This is a genomic window from Microbispora sp. NPDC049633, from assembly GCF_040675265.1.
Classification (GTDB): Bacteria; Actinomycetota; Actinomycetes; order Streptosporangiales; family Streptosporangiaceae; genus Microbispora; species Microbispora maris.
The window spans coordinates 1-19,825 of record NZ_JBFAOO010000054.1 but is presented as its reverse complement, the minus strand read 5'-3'; the positions used below and the strand labels follow the sequence as shown (position 1 = coordinate 19,825).

The 19,825-nt window shown below is 71.5% G+C and carries 16 protein-coding genes, 1 tRNA gene and 2 pseudogenes; 7 read left to right on the top strand and 12 right to left on the bottom strand.

Going from position 1 to position 19,825, the window contains the following annotated elements; all coding sequences use genetic code 11:
- Window positions 1–163: 163 nt before the first annotated feature.
- The 8 genes from AB0J39_RS16705 to AB0J39_RS16670 form a co-directional block, all read right to left on the bottom strand.
- Entirely contained in the window at window positions 164–1,258 is a 1,095-nt protein-coding gene (locus AB0J39_RS16705) for a LacI family DNA-binding transcriptional regulator (protein ID WP_363465163.1), read from the bottom strand.
- 94 nt (window positions 1,259–1,352) lie between these two features.
- A complete protein-coding gene (locus AB0J39_RS16700; RefSeq protein WP_363465161.1) occupies window positions 1,353–3,053 on the bottom strand; it encodes a hydantoinase B/oxoprolinase family protein in 1,701 nt (566 codons plus the stop codon).
- Window positions 3,050–5,104 carry a hydantoinase/oxoprolinase family protein gene (locus tag AB0J39_RS16695; protein WP_363465160.1) on the bottom strand — a complete coding sequence of 685 codons (2,055 nt, stop codon included), beginning with the start codon at window positions 5,102–5,104 and terminating at the stop codon, window positions 3,050–3,052. Before AB0J39_RS16695 ends, AB0J39_RS16700 begins: the two co-directional genes overlap by 4 nt.
- Window positions 5,101–6,084 (bottom strand): substrate-binding domain-containing protein, encoded by a 984-nt coding sequence (locus tag AB0J39_RS16690; protein WP_363465157.1) that lies wholly within the window; start codon window positions 6,082–6,084, stop codon window positions 5,101–5,103. The genes AB0J39_RS16695 and AB0J39_RS16690 overlap by 4 nt, the downstream gene beginning before the upstream one ends.
- Before the next feature lie 55 nt (window positions 6,085–6,139).
- The gene (locus AB0J39_RS16685; RefSeq protein WP_363465154.1) at window positions 6,140–7,207 is read right to left on the bottom strand and encodes an ABC transporter permease; all 1,068 of its coding nucleotides are present in this window, start codon (window positions 7,205–7,207) and stop codon (window positions 6,140–6,142) included.
- On the bottom strand, window positions 7,204–8,001 hold the full coding sequence (locus tag AB0J39_RS16680; protein WP_363465151.1) for an ATP-binding cassette domain-containing protein: 798 nt from the start codon (window positions 7,999–8,001) through the stop codon (window positions 7,204–7,206). The genes AB0J39_RS16685 and AB0J39_RS16680 overlap by 4 nt, the downstream gene beginning before the upstream one ends.
- On the bottom strand, window positions 7,998–8,822 hold the full coding sequence (locus AB0J39_RS16675) for a PfkB family carbohydrate kinase (protein ID WP_363465149.1): 825 nt from the start codon (window positions 8,820–8,822) through the stop codon (window positions 7,998–8,000). Before AB0J39_RS16675 ends, AB0J39_RS16680 begins: the two co-directional genes overlap by 4 nt.
- Window position 8,823: 1 nt before the next feature.
- Complete coding sequence (locus AB0J39_RS16670; RefSeq protein WP_363465146.1) at window positions 8,824–9,852, bottom strand: SIS domain-containing protein; 1,029 nt, start codon at window positions 9,850–9,852, stop codon at window positions 8,824–8,826.
- Between the two features lie 249 nt (window positions 9,853–10,101).
- Between AB0J39_RS16670 and AB0J39_RS16665 the strand changes: the two genes are divergently transcribed.
- The 4 genes and pseudogenes from AB0J39_RS16665 (at window position 10,102) to AB0J39_RS16650 (ending at window position 14,051) form a co-directional block, all read left to right on the top strand.
- Window positions 10,102–12,015: a Xaa-Pro dipeptidyl-peptidase gene (locus AB0J39_RS16665; RefSeq protein WP_363465144.1), complete on the top strand. Its 1,914-nt coding sequence runs from the start codon at window positions 10,102–10,104 to the stop codon at window positions 12,013–12,015.
- A 42-nt stretch (window positions 12,016–12,057) separates the two neighbouring features.
- Window positions 12,058–12,309, top strand: a pseudogene (locus AB0J39_RS16660) (DUF4429 domain-containing protein); the annotation flags it as partial.
- Between the two features lie 205 nt (window positions 12,310–12,514).
- Window positions 12,515–12,703, top strand: a complete 189-nt coding sequence (locus tag AB0J39_RS16655) for an SHOCT domain-containing protein (protein WP_363465141.1) — start codon at window positions 12,515–12,517, stop codon at window positions 12,701–12,703.
- A 73-nt stretch (window positions 12,704–12,776) separates the two neighbouring features.
- Complete coding sequence (locus AB0J39_RS16650) at window positions 12,777–14,051, top strand: endonuclease Q family protein (RefSeq protein ID WP_363465139.1); 1,275 nt, start codon at window positions 12,777–12,779, stop codon at window positions 14,049–14,051.
- Here AB0J39_RS16650 and AB0J39_RS16645 read toward each other — a convergent pair.
- Complete coding sequence (locus AB0J39_RS16645) at window positions 14,038–14,958, bottom strand: oxidoreductase (protein ID WP_363465137.1); 921 nt, start codon at window positions 14,956–14,958, stop codon at window positions 14,038–14,040. The genes AB0J39_RS16650 and AB0J39_RS16645 overlap by 14 nt on opposite strands.
- 101 nt (window positions 14,959–15,059) lie before the next feature.
- On the opposite strand from AB0J39_RS16645, the gene AB0J39_RS16640 reads away from it, so the two are divergent.
- Window positions 15,060–15,989 (top strand): helix-turn-helix transcriptional regulator, encoded by a 930-nt coding sequence (locus AB0J39_RS16640; RefSeq protein WP_363465135.1) that lies wholly within the window; start codon window positions 15,060–15,062, stop codon window positions 15,987–15,989.
- Window positions 15,990–16,031: 42 nt separating this feature from the next.
- Here the strand turns inward: AB0J39_RS16640 and AB0J39_RS16635 are convergent, their stop codons facing one another.
- The 3 genes from AB0J39_RS16635 to AB0J39_RS16625 all read right to left on the bottom strand — a co-directional run bounded on the left by AB0J39_RS16635 (window position 16,032) and on the right by AB0J39_RS16625 (window position 18,102).
- On the bottom strand, window positions 16,032–17,336 hold the full coding sequence (locus AB0J39_RS16635; protein WP_363465132.1) for an alpha/beta hydrolase: 1,305 nt from the start codon (window positions 17,334–17,336) through the stop codon (window positions 16,032–16,034).
- Window positions 17,337–17,436: 100 nt separating this feature from the next.
- Window positions 17,437–17,823 carry a hypothetical protein gene (locus tag AB0J39_RS16630; protein ID WP_363465130.1) on the bottom strand — a complete coding sequence of 129 codons (387 nt, stop codon included), beginning with the start codon at window positions 17,821–17,823 and terminating at the stop codon, window positions 17,437–17,439.
- Between the two features lie 202 nt (window positions 17,824–18,025).
- A tRNA-Lys gene (locus AB0J39_RS16625) sits at window positions 18,026–18,102 on the bottom strand.
- Window positions 18,103–18,191: 89 nt separating this feature from the next.
- On the opposite strand from AB0J39_RS16625, the gene AB0J39_RS16620 reads away from it, so the two are divergent.
- Complete coding sequence (locus AB0J39_RS16620; protein ID WP_363465127.1) at window positions 18,192–19,037, top strand: MoxR family ATPase; 846 nt, start codon at window positions 18,192–18,194, stop codon at window positions 19,035–19,037.
- A 10-nt stretch (window positions 19,038–19,047) separates the two neighbouring features.
- A pseudogene (locus AB0J39_RS16615) lies at window positions 19,048–19,825 on the top strand (hypothetical protein); the annotation flags it as partial.

Genomic DNA, 19,825 nt, shown 5'->3' with positions numbered 1-19,825 from the left:
GGCTGACCGGCCGCGAGCGCAACGTCCTCGCCCGCGCCGCGCGGCACTCCTCGGAGCTTTTGCTGCTGACCGGCCCCGACCTGCACGAGTGCACGTTTCCGACCGATTCCGAGGACGAGAACAGCACGATGACGGTCGAGGACCTGAAGGACGTGCGGCTGGATCAGGTCGGGATCGGGGCGACGGACTCGCGTTCGACCAGGGTGACGTCCATGAACAGCGTGCCGGGCGGCGCCGGCTCCGGGTCCCGCAGGCGCCGGATCAGGCGCCGGGCCGCTTCCGCGCCCATCTCGTAGACCGGCTGCGCGATGACGCTCAGGGCCGGGGAGACCAGCACGGTCCAGTCGAGGTCGTCGAAGGCCACCACCGAGAGCCGGTCGGGCACCGCGATGCCGAGGTCGCGGATCGCGCGGTAGGCGCCGACCGTCATCAGGTTGTCCACCGTGAAAACCGCCGTGGGCGGGTTCTTCAGCGCGAGGACGCGCTTGGTCTGCTGATAGGCGGCCTCGGCGGCGTAGGTGCCGGTGCGCCGCACGAGTTCGCGGCGCACCGGCACTCCGGCGTCCCAGTGGGCCCGCAGGTAACCGAGCAGCCGGGCCTCGCTCGGGCTGAGCTGGCCCAGCGACACCTCGGCCTGCGGGGTGAGGAACCTGACCCAGTCCTGCTCCCGCGGCTGGCGCAACTCCGCGATGATCGCGACGCGCCGGTGGCCGAGGTCGAGCAGCCGCCGTACGGCCTGGTAGGCGGCCTTCATGCCGTCCACGACGACGGCGTCGGCCTCCAGGTGGTCGCTGACGCGGTCGAACAGGACCACGGGCGTGCCGCCGGTCTGCGCCTGCGCCAGATGGTCGACCTGGGTCACGTCGGCGGGCGCGCAGATGATCCCGTCCACCTGCTTGTGCAGGAGCAGCTGGACCGCCTCACGCTCGCTGGCGAGGTCCTCGTCGCTGTTGGTTACGAGGGTGCTGAAGCCGTGCTCGTGAGCGACATCGGAGATCCCCCGTAGCGCGCGGGCGAAGAAGGGACTCTCGATGTCGGCGCACACCACTCCGATGGTGTCGGTCCGGCCCGTGCGGACGCTGGCGGCGAGGCGGTTGGCGCGGTAGTTGAGCTGCCGCGCCGCCTCCGCCACCCGCCGCCGTACGTCCTCGCTGACGCTTCCGTAACCCCCCAGCGCGCGCCCAGCGGCTGCCGTGGAGACGCCGGCCAGCGCCGCCACGTCCGGGAGCGTCGCCCGGCGCGGCCTGGATGCGGTCACGGATCCTCCCTTTCCCGGTATCGGTCGCCGCCGGCGGGCTCCCGGCCGTCATCGCGTTCGCGGGTACGCCCGGGAGGCGCCGGCGGCTCGCCCATCAGCGATCCGCCGCAGCGAGATTGTAGTGATCCCGGGCGGCGCGGGCGGTGATCCGCCCGGTGCGCAGGTCGGCCTCCACGGCCTCCCTCGGGCGCAGCGCCGGGTCGCCGTATCCGGCTCCGCCGCCGGCGCGCAGGCTCACCACCTCGCCCGGGGCGGCGACGTGCTGCCCCTTCGCCGGGAGCGGGGTCTCCTCGCCGTCCTGCCGGATGAGGACGATCGAGGCGGACGTGCCGGGCAGGCCGCCGTCGAGCCCCTGGGGAGCGTGACCGGGGTTGCTCTGCTCGGCCTCGGAGAGGAACTGCATGGGTTCGTCGGAGATGTTCCGGTAGTCGGCGCGGATGCCCAGGCCGCCCCGCGTGCGTCCCGCACCGCCGCTGTCGGGCACCAGCTCGTAGCGCTCGACACGCAACCGGTAGCTCGACTCGATGATCTCCGCCGGAATGATCGCGCAGTTGGCCATGTGGACGTCGACCGCGTCGGCGCCGTCGTGCGCCGCGGTGGCGCCCGCGCCGCCGGCGACGTTGGCGAGCAGCACGACACCGTCCCCGGTCTTCGGCGAGGCCGACTCGCAGATCAGCACCGGCCAGCCCACGAACCATTCGGACGACGCGCGGTGCGGCGCCGCCGGGGCGAGCGCCCGGGTCATGACGGACGCCAGCCGCTGGGAGGCCAGGTGCCGGTCGCCGACCGCGGCGGGGAAGATCGGGTTGACCGCCGAGCCCTCGGGGGCGTGGATGGTCACCGGCTCCATCGACCCCTCGTTGAACGGCACGTCGCCGGGCAGCAGGCATTTGATCGCGTAGTGCACGACCGACCGCGTCGTGGACGTGGGGATGTTCATGCCGCCGGGCATCTGCGGGTCACAGCCGGAGAAGTCGACGTGCGCGCCGTCGCCCTCGATGGTGACCGTGACGGCGAGGCGGACCGCCGCGCCGGGGTTGATCCCGTCGTCGTCCAGCCACCCCTCGGCCTGGTACGTCCCGTCGGGCAGCGCCGCCAGCTCGGCCCGGGTGCGCTCGGCCGTGTAGCCGATCAGGTCGTCGATCGCCGTCACCAGCGTGTCGGTGCCGTACCGCTCCGCGAGCCGGGCGAAGCGGCGCGCGCCCGAGCGGGCGGAGGCGACCTGGGCGCGCAGGTCGCCGTGGTTCTGCTTGGGGTGGCGGGTGTTGGCCGTGATGATGTCGCGGACGTTCGGCTCGGGGACGCCGCGCACCTCCAGCTTCACCGCCGGCAACATGACGCCCTCGTAGAACGCGCTGCGACTGGTGGCGGCCGCCGTGCCGGGCACGACCCCGCCCCAGTCGGCGTGGTGCGCGATGGCGCCGGTGAAGCCGATCAGCCGCTCGTCCTCGTCGAAGACCGGGACGAACAGGTTGAGGTCGTTGGTCTGGCAGGCCCCCAGGTAGGGGTGGTTGCTGAGGAGGACGTCACCGGGGTGGATGTCGTCGCCCCACTTGTCGAGGCAGGCCCGCAGCGCGGGGGACATCGAGGCGAGCAGCGTCGGGATGTCCAGCGCGGCGGCGAGCAGCCGGCCGGACCGGTCGAAGACCGCGCAGCTGTAGTCGCGCATGTCCTTGACCACCACGCTGAGCGCGGTGCGGCGCAGCGCGGTGCCCATCTCCTCCGCGATGGTCTCCAGGGCGTGCCGGATCACCTCGGTGGTGATCGGGTCGGTTCGTCGCGTGCCGGGGCTCATGCGGAGGTTCCCTTCACAGTCAGGATCAGGTTGCCGTCGCCGTCCACCCGCACCCGCGCGCCGGGCGGCACGACCGTGGTCGCCTCGCGCTCCTCGACGATCGCCGGACCGGCGAACGCCGCGCCGGGCGCGAGGTCCGCCCGCTCGTACACGTCGGTGTCGACCCAGCCGGTCCCGCGGAAGCAGACCCGCCGTACGGAGGCCGGGGTGGGAGTGGAGGACCCCGCCTCCGCGGTGGGGGCGGCCGTGCGCGGCAGCACGCCGTGCACCTCGACGCCGACGGCGACGAGTTCGACGCGGGCCTCCTTGTCGCTGTGCCCGAACTCGAACTCGTGCTGGGCGTGGAAGCGGTCGAGCGCCTCGGCCAGGCTCTGCTCGTCCACCGGGTCCGGCCGCAGCAGGACCTCCACGTCGTTGTCCTGCCAGGCGTAGCGGAAGCGGGCCAGCCGGTTCTCGACGCGGCCCGTGGTGAGCGACTCGACCCGGGACAGGCGGTCGCGGGCCCGGTCGAGCAGGCCGGTGAACAGCTCCTCGATCCGCCCGGGGGTCAGCGTGTCCACGGGGGCGTCCACGGTCAGCGAGAAGTCGTACTTCAGGTCTGAGGTGGCCAGGCCGAGCGCCGAGAACGTGCCGGGGTGGCGCGGCACCAGGACGGTCCTGATGTCGACCATCTCGGCGACCGACAGGGCGTGCATCGGACCGGCCCCGCCGAAGGGCAGCAGCACGAAGTCGCGCGGATCGTAGCCGCGGTTGACGCTGACCACCCGGACGCCCCGGGCCATGATGGCGTCGGCGACGTCGAGGATGCCCAGCGCGGCCTCCTCCAGGCCGATCCCGAGCGGCTCGGCGACGTGCGTCGCGACCGCCCGCCTGGCGGCCTCCACGTCGAGGGTCATCTCCCCGCCGAGGAAGCGCCCGGGATCGACCCGGCCGAGCACGACCTGGGCGTCGGTCGTCGTGGGCCGGGTGCCGCCGCGCCCGTAGCAGGCGGGGCCGGGGACGGCGCCCGCGCTCTCCGGTCCCACGCGCAGCAGCCCGGCGGCGTCCACCCGGGCCAGCGATCCGCCGCCGGACCCGATGGTGTGGATGTCGAACTGGGCGACCTGCAGGGGCCGCCCCTCGAACTGCGACGACCGGTCCAGGCGCGGCCGGCCCTCGTGAATGAGGCAGATGTCGGTGGACGTGCCGCCCATGTCGAAGGTGATCTGGTTGGCGTACGCCGGGTTCTCCGCCACCCGGGCGGCGGCGAGCACCCCCGCCGCGGGACCGGACAGCACCATCTTGTGCGCGGCGGCCGAGGCCTCCGCCGCCGACATGACGCCGCCCGAGGACTGCATCACGAAGAACGGGCAGGTGACCTTCTCCCGCTCCAGGCCGTCCTCGACCGCCGACAGGTAGCGCGCCACCAGCGGCTGCAGCGCGGCGCTGATCGCGGTGGTCGACGCCCGGGGGTATTCCTTGATCTCCGGCGCGACCTCGGAGGAGACGGCCACGTGCAGGCCGGGCACCGCGGCGGCGAGCCGCTCGGCCAGCCGGCGCTCATGGCTGGGGTTGCGGAAGGAGAACAGCAGCGTGACCGCGCACGCCTCGGCGCCGCTCGCCGCGACCTGGGCCACGACGCGGTCGATCTCCTCGTCGGTGAGCGGCGTGACGACCTCGCCGAGCCGGTCGACCCGCTCGTCGATCTCGAAGACCATCTCGCGCGGGATCACCGGCTCCGGCCTGACGACCCCGAGGTCGAACAGCGCGGGGCGCAGCTGCGTACCGATCTCCAGGACGTCCCGGAAGCCGCGGGTCACGATCAGCGCGGTGGGCGGGAGCTTGAACTCCAGGAGGGCGTTGGTGGCGACGGTGGACCCGTGCGCGAACATGCGCAGGGCACCGGTGTCGACGCCGCGCGTGCCGCGCGCGGCGCGGACGCCGTCGAGCACGCCGCCCGCCTGGTTCTCCGGAGTGCTGGGGACCTTCTCGACGAGGACGCGTCCGTCGTCGCCGATGACCACGACGTCGGTGAAGGTCCCGCCGACGTCGATTCCGAGGCGTTGACTCACTGCTTTCCTGCCTTGTAGAAGTACGCGCTGACGGCCGGGTCGTTCATGTTCTCCTTGGTCGCGACGACCGCGTCGAGGCTGACCGACTGCGGCTTGGTCCCGTCCTTGAGGTAGGCGGCCAGGTCGGAGACCGCCCTGACGCCCATGTCGCCGGGCTTCTGGATGATCAGCGCGGAGACCAGGCCGCGCTTGAGCAGGCTCACCTCGTCGGGCGAGGCGTCGAAGCCGACGATCTTGACCTGGTCGCTCTTGCCCGCGGCCTGTACGGCCTGGGCGGCGCCGAGGGTGGGGTTGGTCCAGTTGGTGAAGATGCCGGCGAGGTCGGGGTACCGCTTGAGCACCGCGCTGACGGTGCCGGCGATGGTGGTGAGGTCGGTGGCGTCGTAGCGCTCGGCGACGTACTCGAGGCCGGTCTGCTTCAACCCCTCCTGCCATCCCTTGAGGCGGGCGTCGGTGCTGGAGGTGCCCGGGGTGTAGCCCTCGAAGGCGACCTTGCCCTTGCCGCCGAGCAGCTTGTCCATCGTCTCCGCGGCCAGACGGCCGGCGGCCTCGCCGTCGGAGGTGACGGTGGCGAGACGCGCCGACTGGTCGGCGACGTCGGCGTCCACCGTGATGATCGGGATGCCCTGCGCCATGACCTGCTTCATCGGCGCGATCATCGCCTTGGCGTCCAGGGCGGACATGATGATCCCGTCCGGCTTGCGGGCGGCCACGGACTGCAGGAGCTGGGTCTGCGAGGCCACGTCGAGGGTGGACGGCGCCTGCCAGCTGAAGTCGAAGCCCTGCTTCTTCGCCTCGGCCTCGGCTCCGGCGACCAGCGTGAGGTAGTAGGGGTCGAACTGGTCGTTCAGCAGCATGACGATCTTCTTGCCCGCGGCGCTCGTGCCGCCGCCGGTGTCGTCGGACGAGGACGTGCCGCAACCGGCGAGCAGGCCGACCGCCAGCGCGCTCGCGGCCAGGACGGAAATGGTTCGCTTCATCGGGTTCCTTCGGGGTGGGGAGCGAGGGCGAGGGCTGTGGAGCGAGGGGGAAAGGTCATGTGCGTTCCTGGGCGCGGATCTTGACCTGGTCCACGTAGACGGCCACGAGCAGGACGACGCCGACGGCGACGTTCTGCCAGAACGGCTGGACGTCCATGATCACGAAGCCGCTCTGCAGGACCGCCGGGATGAGCGCACCCACCACGGTCCCGGAGATGCGGCCCCGTCCCCCGAACAGGCTCGTCCCGCCGATGACGACGGCGGCGATGGCCGACAGCGCGTCCCCGGAGTGGCTGGTGATCGACGCCGTGCCGAAGCGCGCGACGTCGAGGACGGCCACGATCCCGCACAGGGCGCCGGTGCCGACGTAGAGCAGGATCATGTGCCGCTTGACGTTCACGCCTGAGCGCCGGGCCGCCTCCAGGTTGGCGCCCATCGCGTACGTGTGCAGGCCGAAGCGGGTCTTCGACAGCACGACCCAGAAGACCGCGGTGACCACGGCCGCGATCACGATGGACCACGGGATGACCCCGAACAGCTTGCCCAGGCCGAACGACGACTGGAAGGGCAGCGGCACGTTCTGCACGTTCTGGCCGTTGGTCCAGACGCTCGCCAGGCCGAGCACGATGCCGCCGGTCGCGAGCGTGGCGATGAACGGGGGGATGCGCAGCTTGACGGCGAGCACCCCGTTGACGGCCCCCCAGCCGACGCCGACGAGCAGGCCGCAGACGATGGCCACGGTGATCGCGATGCCGAGGTTGGGGTAGTGGAAGTCGGCCGCCTGCGCCGCCGTCCCGGCGAGCGCCCCCATCACCTTGGCCACGACGACGGCGGAGAAGATCGTGATCGAGCCGATGGACAGGTCGAGCCCGCCGGCGATGAGCAGGAACGTGATGCCGCACGAGAGGATGAGCAGCTGCGACGCCGTGAGCAGGATGGACTCGGCGTTGCTGAGCGACAGGAACGTCCCCGCCGGGGTGACGATCGAGAAGACCGCCACGATGGCGATCAGCAGGAGCAGGATGGTCGCGTCGGACAGCCGCTGGGTGCGCGGCAGAGCCCTCCTGCGCGCCCTGGCCGGCGGCGTCGCCGGCGGCTTGGTCGGGGAAGCGAGATCGGTCATCGGGGTTCTGCCGCCCTTTCCTCGGTCGGGCTGAGCGTGTCGGCGCCCGTCATCGCCCTGATCAGGTCGGTCGAGGTGACGTCGGACATGGGCGCGGTCAGGACTCGCCTGCCGAGCCGCAGGACCGTGCAGCGGTCCGCGACGCGGAAGACGTCGGGCAGGTTGTGGGAGATGAGCAGCACCGGTAGGCCCTTCTCGTCCCGGATCCGCCGGATGAGCTCGAGGACCGATTCGGTCTGCGCCACGCCGAGCGCCGCGGTCGGCTCGTCCATCATGATCAGGGCCGAGCCCCACATCGCCGCCCTGGCGACCGCGACGGCCTGCTTCTGCCCGCCCGACATGGAGCCGACCTCGGCGCCCAGATCCTGGATCTTCGAGTTGAGCCGGCGCAGGTGCGTGGCGGCCTCGGCCCGCATGGTCTTGCGGTCGACGAACCCCAGCCGGCCCAGCAGCCCGGGGCGGGCGGGCTCGCGCCCGAGGAAGAGGTTGGCGTCCGGCGGCAGCGTCGGCGCGAGCGCCAGGTCCTGGTAGACCGTCTCGATACCGGCCGCCTGGGCGTCCCTCGGCCCGGTGAACCGGTGCGGCACGCCGTTGATCTCGACGGTGCCCTCGTCGGGCGTCACCGCTCCCGCGAGCACCTTCACCAGCGTCGACTTACCGGCGCCGTTGTCGCCGAGCAGGGCGTGGATCTCCCCGGGTGCGATGTCCAGGTCGACGCCGCGCAGCGCCTCGACGTGGCCGTACCGCTTGCGCACGCCGCGTACCCGCACAGCGAGGTCGGCGCTGTCCTTCATGAGGTCTCCTCCGGTGGATAGAGGGCGTCGATATCGGCGGGGTAGCCGTAACCGCCGTGGTGGCGGCAGACGGAGGCGGCGTAGGCCGCGGCCCGCGCCATGGCGACCTCGGCCGGGGCCACGGGCAGCGCGACCAGCAGCTGCGCCGCGAAGGCGTCGCCGGCGCCGAGCGTGTCCACCGCCTCGGTGGGAACCGCCGGCTGCCACACTGTACGGTCCGCCGAGGCCAGCAACGCACCCTGATCTCCGCAGGTCACGACCACGACGCGGGGTCCGAGAGCGAGGACGGACGCGGCGAACCCGGCGCACTCGCGCCGGTCGAGCCGGGCCCGGGAGAAGAAGGCGATGGCGACCGAGGGCAGCAGGTCCCGCGCGTACTCCATGTCCTTGTAGGAGAAGTCGAAGGAGACCTCGGTGACGCGGGCGATGTCGGGCAGCTGGTCCTCGACCAGGCTGGTGTGTCCCGTGTGGACGAGGTCGAACGACGCCAGGTAGTCCACGTCCGCCGGGCTCAGCCGGAGGTCCTCGGTGGGCGGGACGTAGTCGACGAAGGTCCGGTTCCCGTCGGCGTCGAGCTTGACGTCGGCCCGGGGCGTGGGGTGGCCCCCGTACCGGGACCAGCGGGCCTCGACGCCCTCGGCGGCCAGGCTGTGCCGTACGAGGTCGCCCGCGGGGTCGGACCCGATCGAACCGACGTAGGCGGCCTCCGCGCCGAGGCGCCGGGCGTGGACCGCGACGTTGCAGGCGCTGCCGCCGGGGAAGACGAGGCCGAGGTCGAGATATCTGTCGACGACGTTGTCGCCGACGCCGCACAACCTCATCTCAGTACGCCATCTTGTGCATGTAGCGCCGCTCGTCGAGCGAGTGGCCGGTGACGGACTCGTAGTGGTCGGCGAGCCGGGTGGCGAGGTTGGCCAGCACCGGGGCCGACAGCTCGGGCCGCGCCGCGGCGGGCACGCCGGGCAGTTCGAGGGCGGCCGAGTCGAGCGTGTAGACCCGGGAGGTCACCTTGGGGGCGAAGGCGGCGACCCGGTCGGCCATCGCCTGGGTGCGGTCCTCGCCACGCAGGAGGATGAGCGGCGCGTCGCCGACCACCATCTCGAACGCGCCGTGGAAGAAGTCGCCGGACGCCACGCAGACCGACTTCTTCCACTGCATCTCCATCAGGTAGCAGACCGAGAGCAGGAAGGCGACGCCGTACGCGTTGCCGCCGCCGACCACGAAGGTCAGGTCGGCGTCGGCGGTCTCCCGCGCGATCGTCGCCGACAGTTCCTCGTGCGCCTCGGTGGCGACGGCGAGCGCGTCGGGCAGCGCCTCGTAGCCACGCCGGAGGGTCTCGTGGTCGAGGTCGGCGCCGTCGATCCGCAGCAGCTCATGCACGAGCTGTCCCAGCAGGACGTGCTTGGCCGCCGTGATCGTCTTCTCACTGTGGTAGGTGAACGCGGCGTCCCCCAGCTCGCCGAGCGGGTTGTCGTCGTCGGTCGCCACCGCCACGACGTACGCACCCGCCTCCTTGGCCAGGCGCGCCGCGGCCACCGTCTCGGGGGTCGCACCGGAGTGGGAGGAGGCCACCACCAGTGAGCGCTCCGACAGCCGGGGGGAGGGGGACGCCAGGAACTCGGCGGCGTTGATGTTGTGGCTGACCAGCCCGGTCGCCGAGGCGGACAGGGTGGCGTGCGCCGGCACCGAGGAGGCCCAGGAACCGCCGCAGCCGAGGAAGAACACGTCCGTCACTCCGGCGGAGGCCGCCTGCGCCGCCACCTTCGCGGCGAGGCCGCGCTGGTCGACCGCTCCCCCGATGACCTCCCTGAGCTGGGGATCGATGGGCCGCAGGCCGGTTTTCGAAGTCATTGGCACTCCGCATGTAGAACGTTCTCACTGACCGGCGAGCAAACGCGTAGAACGTTCTCACCGGGATGATGAGAAGGTTCTCAACCTCGCCGGGGAGCAGTCAAGAGGCAACGGGGATTTTGACTCAGCTGACCGACTTCTTGTCACGCGGCAGGACCAAGGTGATGTCGATCACGTTAAGGAATCTTGCCGACATACCGGCCCGCATGGAGATTTACGGGGACTTCCGCACCCCCCAGGAGGCTCTCCGTGCTGTTACGAGCAGCCCTCGCCGCCGTCGCCGTGACCGCGATCGGCGCGGTACCGGTCCATGCGGCCACCGGACCCGCGATCACCGTCGCACAGGGACGGACCCAGCCGGTCTTCTCCTACGCCGACGCGATCCGTGAGCACGTCTACGTCGAGTCGAGCGTCGACAGCGACTCCGACGGCCGCCTCGACCGGGTCAGGGTGGACATCATCAGGCCCAGGGAGTCGGGGCTCGGTCTCACGGTGCCGTCGATCATCGACGAGAGCCCCTACTACGACAACTCCGGGCGCGGCAACGAGTCCGAGCGCAAGGTCTACGACGCGGCCGGCGAGCTCGCCAAGTTCCCGCTGTTCTACGACAACTACTTCGTGCCGCGCGGGTACGCCGTCCTCAACGTCGACATGGCCGGAACCACCAAGTCCGACGGCTGTCCCGACGTGGGCGGCAGAGCCGACGTGCTGGGCGGCAAGGCGGTCGTCGACTGGCTGAACGGCCGCGCCCCCGCCTACCACGACGACGGCACCCCGGCGGTGGCCGACTGGAGCACCGGCAAGGCCGGCATGATCGGCAAGTCGTACGACGGCACGCTGGCCAACGCGGTCGCGGCGACCGGGGTCGAGGGCCTGGAGACGATCGTCCCGATCTCCGCCATCAGCTCCTGGTACAAGTACCAGCGGTCCAACGGCGTCGTCTACAACTACAACTACATGTCGTACCTGTCCCGGGCCGTCGACACCGACCCGGCCGCCAAGTGCGCGGCCGTACGGGCCCGGCTGGACGCCGACGCCGACGACGCGACGGGCGACTACAACGGCTTCTGGGCCGAGCGCGACTACGTCGCCGGATCGCTCGGCGACGCCTCGAAGGTGCGCGCGAGCGTCTTCGTCGTGCACACGGTCAACGACCTGAACGTCAAGCCCGACAACTTCTCGGTGTGGTGGCAGGCGCTGGCCGACCGGAACGTGCCGCGCAAGATCTGGGTCGGCCAGTATCAGCACGTGGACCCCTTCGACTTCGAGGGGCGCCGCGGCCTGTGGGTCGACACGCTGCACCGCTGGTTCGACCGCTGGCTGCTCGGCGTGGACAACGGGATCATGCGGGAGCCGCGCGCCGACGTGCAGATCGGCCCGGCCGAGTGGGTCACGCAGCGCGACTGGCCCGCGCCGCTCGCCCGGAAGGTGCCCCTCCGGCCGTCCGCCGACGGCTCGCTCGGCCTGCTCCCCGCCAGGAAGGGGAAGACGGCCGCCTTCACCGACACCCGCCAGTCGGAGGACGCGATGGTCGCCGACGTCGGCACGGCGGCGCCGGGCAGGGTCGCCTTCACCACCGGCGCGCTGCCGTTGAACCTGCGCTTGTCCGGCACGCCCGAGGTGGACCTGCGGATCTCCCTCGACAGGCCGGCCGCGAACCTGACCGCGCTCCTGGTCGACTTCGGCGAGGACACCCGGGTCGACTGGCGTCTCGGGCAGGGCATCACCACCCTCGCCGAGGAGGACTGCCACGGCGACGGCACCACCGCCGACGACGCCTGTTACAAGAAGGTCGCCACCAACCTGGCCACCAGGCCCCTGGAGGTCGTGGCCCGCGGCTGGATCGACGCGCAGAACCGCGATTCGCTCACCGAGTCGTCCCCGCTGACCCCCGGGACGTACGCACAGGTGAAGTGGAAGACCCTGCCGCAGGAGTACACGTTCAAGAAGGGCCACAGGATCGGCCTGGTGATCGCCGGGACCGACTCCACCTACAGCCGTGAGCAGGCCACCGGCGCCAACGTCACCGTCGACCTCAGGAAGAGCAGCGTCTCGCTCCCGCTGGATCTGGCCGGCGCGCTGACCGGCCTGCCGAAGGGCCGTGGGAACTGGCACGGCCCGGAGCAGGTGCGGCTGCCGGTGCCGGAGATCAAGCTCTACTGATCCCCCGGCCGCCCTCGGGCGCCTTCGTCGTGGTGTGATCGCATGACCGAGATCGTCGTGGAAGACGGCGCATGGACGGTCGATGTCGAGGCGGTACGGATCACCCCCGGCAGCGGCCGCGACGTCCACGAGGTGCGCAAGGCCCTCGGGGACCTGGTGGTGCCGTTGGAGGCCGTGGCGGGCGCCGTGTTCGAGCCCTCCCGCAAAGGCGGGCACCTGCGGCTGCGGCTGCGCCCCGGGGCGGACCCGCTGACCGAGGTCGGCGCCGGGCTGCTGGCCGCCCCCGCCGACCCCTACCGGCTGGCCGTCCCCAAGGAGCGCAAGGCGGCGGCGGAGTACATGGCCGGCGAGATCCGCAATCTGGTGCAGCTGGCCCAGGTGCCGGAGGAGCCCTGTCCCGATTTCCTGCTGCCCGGCCCGGCCGTGCCGATCAGCGCCACGGCCGGTGACGGCACCGTGAGCTTCGACGGCGTCCGGCAGCGTCCTCGTCGCGGCCGCCGTGCTGGCGCGGCTGGCCCGCCACGCGCCGGAACCGCCCGCCGCCCTGCCGCCCCCCGCCGCGGACGGGCGCGACCTGCTGATCCGGCGGCTCGCCGACCTGGGCGAACTGCACCGGAGCGGAGTGCTGACCGACGAGGAGTTCAGCACGGCGAAGAAGGCGCTGCTGGACCGCATCGCCGAACTGTAGAGGGGCGGGCGTTTCGATCTCTTCTGATCGGCAAGCTGGTGAATCCGGGATCACGCCGACGGGAGAGGTCACCGTGCGTTTCCACGCCGACCTGCACATGCACTCCAGGTACGCGTACGCGTGCAGCAAGAACAGCGACCTGGAGCAGCTGACCTGGTGGGCCCGCCGCAAGGGCGTCACGCTCATGGGCACGGGAGACTTCACCCACCCGGCCTGGCTGGAGCGGCTGCGCACGGCTCTCGTGCCGGCCGAGCCGGGGCTGTTCCGGCTGCGCGACGACCTCGACCGCGAGGTCGCCGCGACGCTGCCGGACAGCGTGGCGGACGCCCCCGTGCGGTACATGCTGTCGGTGGAGATCTCCACCGTCTACTCCCAGGCCGGCCGCTCCCGGAAGATCCACCACCTCGTCTACCTACCCGGATTCGACCAGGTCGAGGAGTTCAACCGCGGCCTGGCCAAGATCGCCGATCTCGGTGTGGACGGCCGGCCCACCGTACGCATGAGCAGCCGGGAGCTGCTCGAGGCCGTCCTGTCCTGCGGCGAGGGCGCCTACCTGGTGCCGGCGCACGTCTGGACGCCGTGGTTCGGCGTGCTCGGTTCGAAATCGGGGTTCGACAGCCTGGAGGAGTGCTTCGGCGACCTCACCGAGCACGTCTTCGCGCTGGAGACCGGGCTGTCCGCCGATCCCGCGATGATGTGGCAGGTCTCCGGCCTCGACGGGTATCGGCTGGTCAGCTACTCGGACGCCCACTCGCCGCCCATCGTCGGCCGCGAGACCACGGTCTTCGAGACCGATCTGGACTACTTCGCGATCGAGCGCGTCCTGCGCACCGGCGCCGGTCTGCGCGGCACGACCGAGTTCTTCCCCGAGGCGGGCAAATACCACGTCGACGGCCATCGCAAGTGCGGCGTGCGCCTCGACCCGGAGGAGACCCGCAAGCTCGGCGGCCTGTGCCCGGTGTGCGGCGGGAAACTCACGGTCGGCGTGCTCAGCAGGGTCGAGGATCTGGCCGACCGCCCCGCCGGCAGGACCCCGCCCGGCGCGGCGGACTTCCGCAACCTCGTCCCGCTCCCGGATCTCGTGGCCGAAATCCTGGGGGTCGGCCCGAAGAGCAAGAAGGTGAGCGCCGAGACCGACAGGCTCGTGGCCGCGCTCGGGCCGGAGCTCGCGATCCTCGGCGACCTCCCGCTCGACGACATCGCCGCCCAATCGCCGCCGCTCGCCGAGGCGATCGGCCGCCTGCGGAACGGCGAGGTGACCAAGGACCCCGGCTACGACGGCGAGTTCGGCCTGATCCGCACCCTCGGCCCAGCGGCTTCTTCGTCGGGCCGGGTCAGAGGTAGGTGACGCCGGTCAGGGCCTCGGCTGCGGTCCACAGGCGGCGCCCGACGCTCGGGTCGGCCGCCTCCGTGCTGGGGCGGACCTCCACGACCCGGCCGCGCGTCTCGAAGAGGCCGGACGGCCCGAAGAACTGACCGCCGCGCACATCGGGCGCGGTCGCGGCGAAGAGCTGGGGCAGCGCCCCCCGCTCGGCCGGCTGTGTCACCAGCAGCCCGCCCCGGGCGAAGATCCGCCCCATCCGGCCGCGATGCTCCCAGGCCCGGGGGGTGAGGTTGCTCCTGGACAGCCCGGGGTGGGCGAGGACGCTGACGACCGGTGAGCCCGCGGCGCGCAGACGGCGGTCGAGTTCGAGGCCGAAGACGGTGGTGGCGAGCTTGGAGCGGCCGTACGCGCGACTGGCGTTGAAGTCGCGCCGCGACATCAGGTCGTCGAAGTCGAGGTGGGCGTTCTTGTGGGTGATCGAGCTGAGGCTGACCACCCGCGCGGCGTCCGCCCGGCCGAGGCTGTCGAGCAGCAGGCCGGTGAGGGCGAAGTGGCCCAGCATGTTGGTGCCGAATTGGAGCTCGAACCCGTCGGCCGTCGTGCGGGCGGGGCCGAGGATGACCACGCCGGCGTTGTTGACCAGCAGGTCGACCGCCGGGAAGTCGGCGGTCAGCTCCTTGGCGAACGCGTGCACCGACGCGAGCGAGGCCAGGTCGAGCTTCCGCACCTCGATCTCGGCCCGTGGCGCCGAACGCCGGATCGCCTCGGCCTCCCGCTCACCGGCGGCGATGTCGCGTACGGCCATCACGACGTGTGCGCCATTCCGGGCGAGCTCGGTCGCGGTGACCAGTCCGAGCCCGGAGTTCGCGCCGGTGACGACGGCGACCCGGCCGTGCTGATCGGGGATGTGACTGGCGTTCCATTCGGTCATGGCGACGACGCTAGGACGGGGTCGCCGGGATTCGGTCGTACGCGTTTGCCTGGGAACGCCAGACCTACCTTCGGCGCGGGCCGCACCGGCAGACTGAGGTCATGGCTGTCGACCACCCGTACGCCCGTGAGCTCGGCGATTTCCTGCGTGCCCGGCGCGGCCGGCTGCGCCCGCAGGACGTCGGCCTGGAGCCGGGGCCCCGGCGCAAGGTGGCCGGTCTGCGGCGCGAGGAGGTCGCGCTGCTGGCCGGGCTGAGCACCGACTACTACCAGCGCATGGAACAGGGCCGTGAGGTGCGGCCCTCCGACCAGGTGCTCGACGCCATCGCCTCCGCGCTCGACCTCGACGACGAGGAACGGCGGCACCTGTTCACCCTCGCCCGGGCGGCACGGCGGCCGGCGGCCGCCCGTACGCGCCGCGCCCCGGAGCGCGTGCCGGACAGCACGAGGCGCCTGCTGCACGTCATGGGAACCCCCGCGGTCGTGCTCGGCCGGCACCTGGACGTGCTCGCGTGGAACACCCTCGCCGAGGCGCTGCTCGGCGATCCGGCCCCCCTGCCGCCGGGGCGGCGGAACATGCTCATGGTGCTGTTCGAGGATCCCGGGAGCCGTTCGCGCTGCCCCGACTGGGAGACCACCGCCCTGCAGTACATCGGCATGTTGCGGGCCGCCGTCGCGACCGATCCCACCCATCCGCGCGCCACGACGATCATCGGCGAGCTGAGCATCCGCAGCGCGGACTTCCGCCGGCTCTGGGCCCGGCACGACGTGCGTGAGACGGTCCACGGGACCAAGCTGTTCCGGCATCCCCAGGTGGGCGAGATCACCCTCGATTGGGACGTCTATCCCCTGCCCGGCAATCCCGGGCCGGTCCTGCTCGTCCACACGGCAGAGCCCGGCAGCGCGGACGCGGAACGCCTCCAGCTGCTCGCGTCCCTGCACGCCACCAGGGAAACGGGGAAAGCCCGGACCGAACGGCCCGGGCTTTCCGAAGCGGTGCGCCGCCGGGGACTCGACCCCCGGACCCGCTGATCAAGAGTCTTTCAGCCCCCGTAACCCAGCCGTCGAACCTCTCTATCCGCAGGTCTTCGTTTCCGGCGAGCAGAACGCGACCTCGGGGTAGCGCACCGACGGCCTGTCCAGCAGGGGCTGTGGCTTATCGCCCAGGTGCAGGTCGAGGAAGGCTCGGACGTACCTGCGGGTGATGGCCACGGAGCGGCTTCCAGGAAGCCCACTGCCGAGGTCGACGCCGATCTGCTGGGCCAGCAGATCGTAGTCGCCGAAGGACGGGTGTACCGCTCCGGCCACCACGAGCCAGCGCCTCCACCCGGTCAGGTGTTCCCAGTCGCGGTCCCATGTGGCGTCCATGCCGCCCGGACTGTGCGAAGGCTGGCCCAGGAGCAGGAACGGGCGTGCCACCCCGCTCGCGGGGATGGGGGCGAACATGAGGCCGTCCATGTTGATACCGCCGCGTACCCGGGAGTCCCTCAGCATCGTCCCGGCGACGCTCGCGCCTCCGAGGGACGTGCCCGCCATCGCGATCCGGGACGCGTCGATCAGCGAAGCGCCCGTCCACTTGGCATGTGGACCGGTCAGCTGATCGATCACGAACGAGACGTCGACCGCCCGGTTCTCCACCGCCTTCTTCCCGAAGTCGTCGACGCCTTCGAGTTCGCACGCGGCGCAGGTGGTCAGCCGCCCGTCGGGGAACGTGGTGGCGAAGGTCTCGTACGTGTGGTCGACGCCGGCCACCACGTAGCCTCTGCTCGCCAGTTCCTCGGCCAAGGCGGTGAGCGAGCTTCGGGGGTCGGTGAAGCCGGGAGAGAGCACGACAAGGGGCAGAGTGTGTCCACGTCCCGCCGGTTCGGCGCCGCTGAACGCGTGGGTCCGCGTTCTGCTCAGCACGTCGGACGGCACGCCCGTCACCCCCTTGCCCTTCAGGATGAGCTCCGACTCCTTGGGCGTCACATAGGGCGCACGCCGGCCGTTACGGGACTTCGCCGGGTACCAGAGGGAGACCATGAGCTCTCTCGACCCGGCCTCGGGGACCCAGGGGTCAGGGCGCGAGGTGTCCTCCAGACGCAGGGACGTCGTGCCGACCGGATGGGGACCGGTCGGCTCGGGCAAATACGGCGCGCCGCTCGTCGTGACCGGAGAACCGATGGAGGCGTACGCGGAAGAGGCGGACGCCGGCGTCCGGGAGGCGGGGACCGGCAGGGTGAGCAGTCCTGCGACCACGGCCAGGCCGGCCCGCAGGATCGGAGTCCGGAACGCCGGCTTTCCGCTGCTCCGACGACGGCCGGTCAGAGCCGGACGTGCCTCGTCATGCCTGGTGGGGCCCTCGGCTCTCAGCGCCGCATGCGGATCTTTGGATGGCATGGCCTGATCCTGCGAGGCCAGGGCCTGGCACGGTATCAGCCGAAAGTGCGATCGGTGCCGTTCGAATAGCACTTAAGACCGGTTCAGGCCCTTCCCGGCGTCAGGCGGCTGCGACCACCACGGCGACGATCAGCACCAGCAGGAGTGCCACCCCGACGCCCGCGATCACCAGGGACGTGATCGCACAGCCCATTCCGTTCCACGGCTGAGGGGCGGGGCCGAGGGCGCCTCTGGAGTAGGTCCACATGGGAGCGCGGTATTCGAGTTCGAGCGCCATACCGGGCTGGAGCCAGATCGTCAGATCCGCCGGGCCGATCCGCGCGGGGAGGAGATAGGGCAGGTGGACGTGGAGATGGTACTGACCGGGAGGAAGCGGGATCGTGTTGCGTCCCCACCGGCCCAGCATCTGACGGCCGTTGATGACGATCTTCGGCGTGATCATGGCCAGCATGAAGCTCAGCCAGTGCCGCTTCACGTCGATGGTCACCTGCGCCCCCGGAGGAGCGGGTGGGGGCGGCTGGCTCCATGAGGTGGGGGGCACCGGCGGATGCATGGCGCCCATGCTACTGCCGTCCTGATCTTCCGGGATCTGTCCGGACACCCATGACGCCACGGCGGGCACGGGGCATCGCCGAGGCGATCACCGAATGAAAAACCCCAGGCCGGTGATACCGGCCTGGGGTTTCAATTGGTGCGCCGCCAGGGACTCGAACCCCGGACCCGCTGATTAAGAGTCAGCTGCTCTAACCAACTGAGCTAGCGGCGCAGAGCTCTTAGAGGTTATCGCACACCTCAGAGCGGTCAAAATCGGGCTAGAGTAGAACAACATTCGGTTATCGGCGGTTTGGAGCGCACATGTGGTTCGCCTCGCCTGACGAGGTCCGCGGGCGGCTGACGGCCGTCGACTACCTTGCCGACGACGGCATCGCGACATCGGTGTTCCTGGCCGGGGCGCTGGGCAAGCCGCTGCTGGCGGAGGGGCCCGCGGGAGTGGGCAAGACCCAGCTCGCCAAGGCCGTCGCCGCGGCCACCGGCGCCCGGCTCATCCGCCTGCAGTGCTACGAGGGCCTGGACGAGGCGCGGGCGCTGTACGAGTGGAACTACAAGAAGCAGCTGCTGCGCATCCAGGCCGACGACGGCGCCTGGGACGACATCTTCTCCGAGGAGTTCCTGCTGGAGCGTCCCCTCCTGAAGGCGATCAGGAGCGAGGAGCCCACCGTGCTGCTCATCGACGAGACCGACAAGGCCGACGTCGAGGTCGAGGGTCTGCTGCTGGAGATCCTGTCCGACTACCAGGTCACGATTCCCGAGCTGGGCACGATCACCGCCGCGCGCCGGCCGTACGTCGTGCTGACCTCGAACGCGACCCGCGAGCTGTCGGAGGCGCTCAAGCGGCGCTGCCTGTACCTCCACCTCGACTACCCCACTCCGGAGCGGGAGCGCGACATCCTGCTCGCGCAGGTGCCCGGGCTGCCCGCGGGCATCGCCGAGCAGATCGCCCGTACGGTGGCCACGCTGCGCGGGCTGGAGCTGAAGAAGTCGCCGTCCATCGCCGAGACCGTCGACTGGGCGCACACCCTGCTCGCGCTGGGCCGTACGGAGCTGGACGAGGCGCTGATCGGCGAGACGCTGGGCGTGGTGCTCAAGCACAACTCCGACCAGGTGCGGGCCGCCAAGGAGCTCGGCCTGCCCGCCCGGTGACGACCCGGTGATGACAACGCCTCGGGCATCCCTCGTGGACCGGCACGTGGGGTTCGTGCACGCCCTGCGGGCGGCCGGGCTGCCGGTCTCCCCCGCCGAGGGACTGGACGCGGCCCACGCGCTCATGGTCGTCGACCTGGCCGACCGGGAGACACTGCGCGAGGCGTACGCCGCGACGCTGGTGAAGCGGCCCGCCCACCGGCCGGGCTTCGACACGCTCTTCGACCTGTGGTTCCCGCCGGTGATCAGCGGCGCCGACGGCACCGCCGTCGGCGAAGAAGCCCAGGACGCCGAGCAGCCCGAGCTGCCCGAGCTGCGGGAGCGGCTGGCGGAGCTGCTGATGGGCGATCCGGCCGATCCCGCGTTCCGGGAGTTCGCCCGGGCCATGGTCGGGAGATTCGGGCAGGTCCAGGCGGCCCCCGGCAGGCAGTCGTGGTTCTCCTTCCCCGTGCTGCGCGCGCTGTCGCCGGAGACGCTGGTGGCCCGGATGCTCGCCGCCATGCTCGACGAGCGCGGCGGCCTGCCGGAGAAGGTCGCCAGGCGGCACATCGCACGGACCACGGAGGCGTTCACCGAGGCCGTCGCCACCGACGTACGCCGCAGGATCGCCGAGGAGTCGGGGATCGAGAAGATCGCCAGGTCGGCTGTCCGGCCGCCGATCGACCAGGTCGACTTCCTGCGCGCGACCAAGGAGGAACTGGCCCGGCTCCGCCGGGAGGTCCATCCCCTGGCCCGCCGCCTGGCCACCCGGCTGGCGATCCGGCACAGGCGCGGGCGGCGCGGGCGGC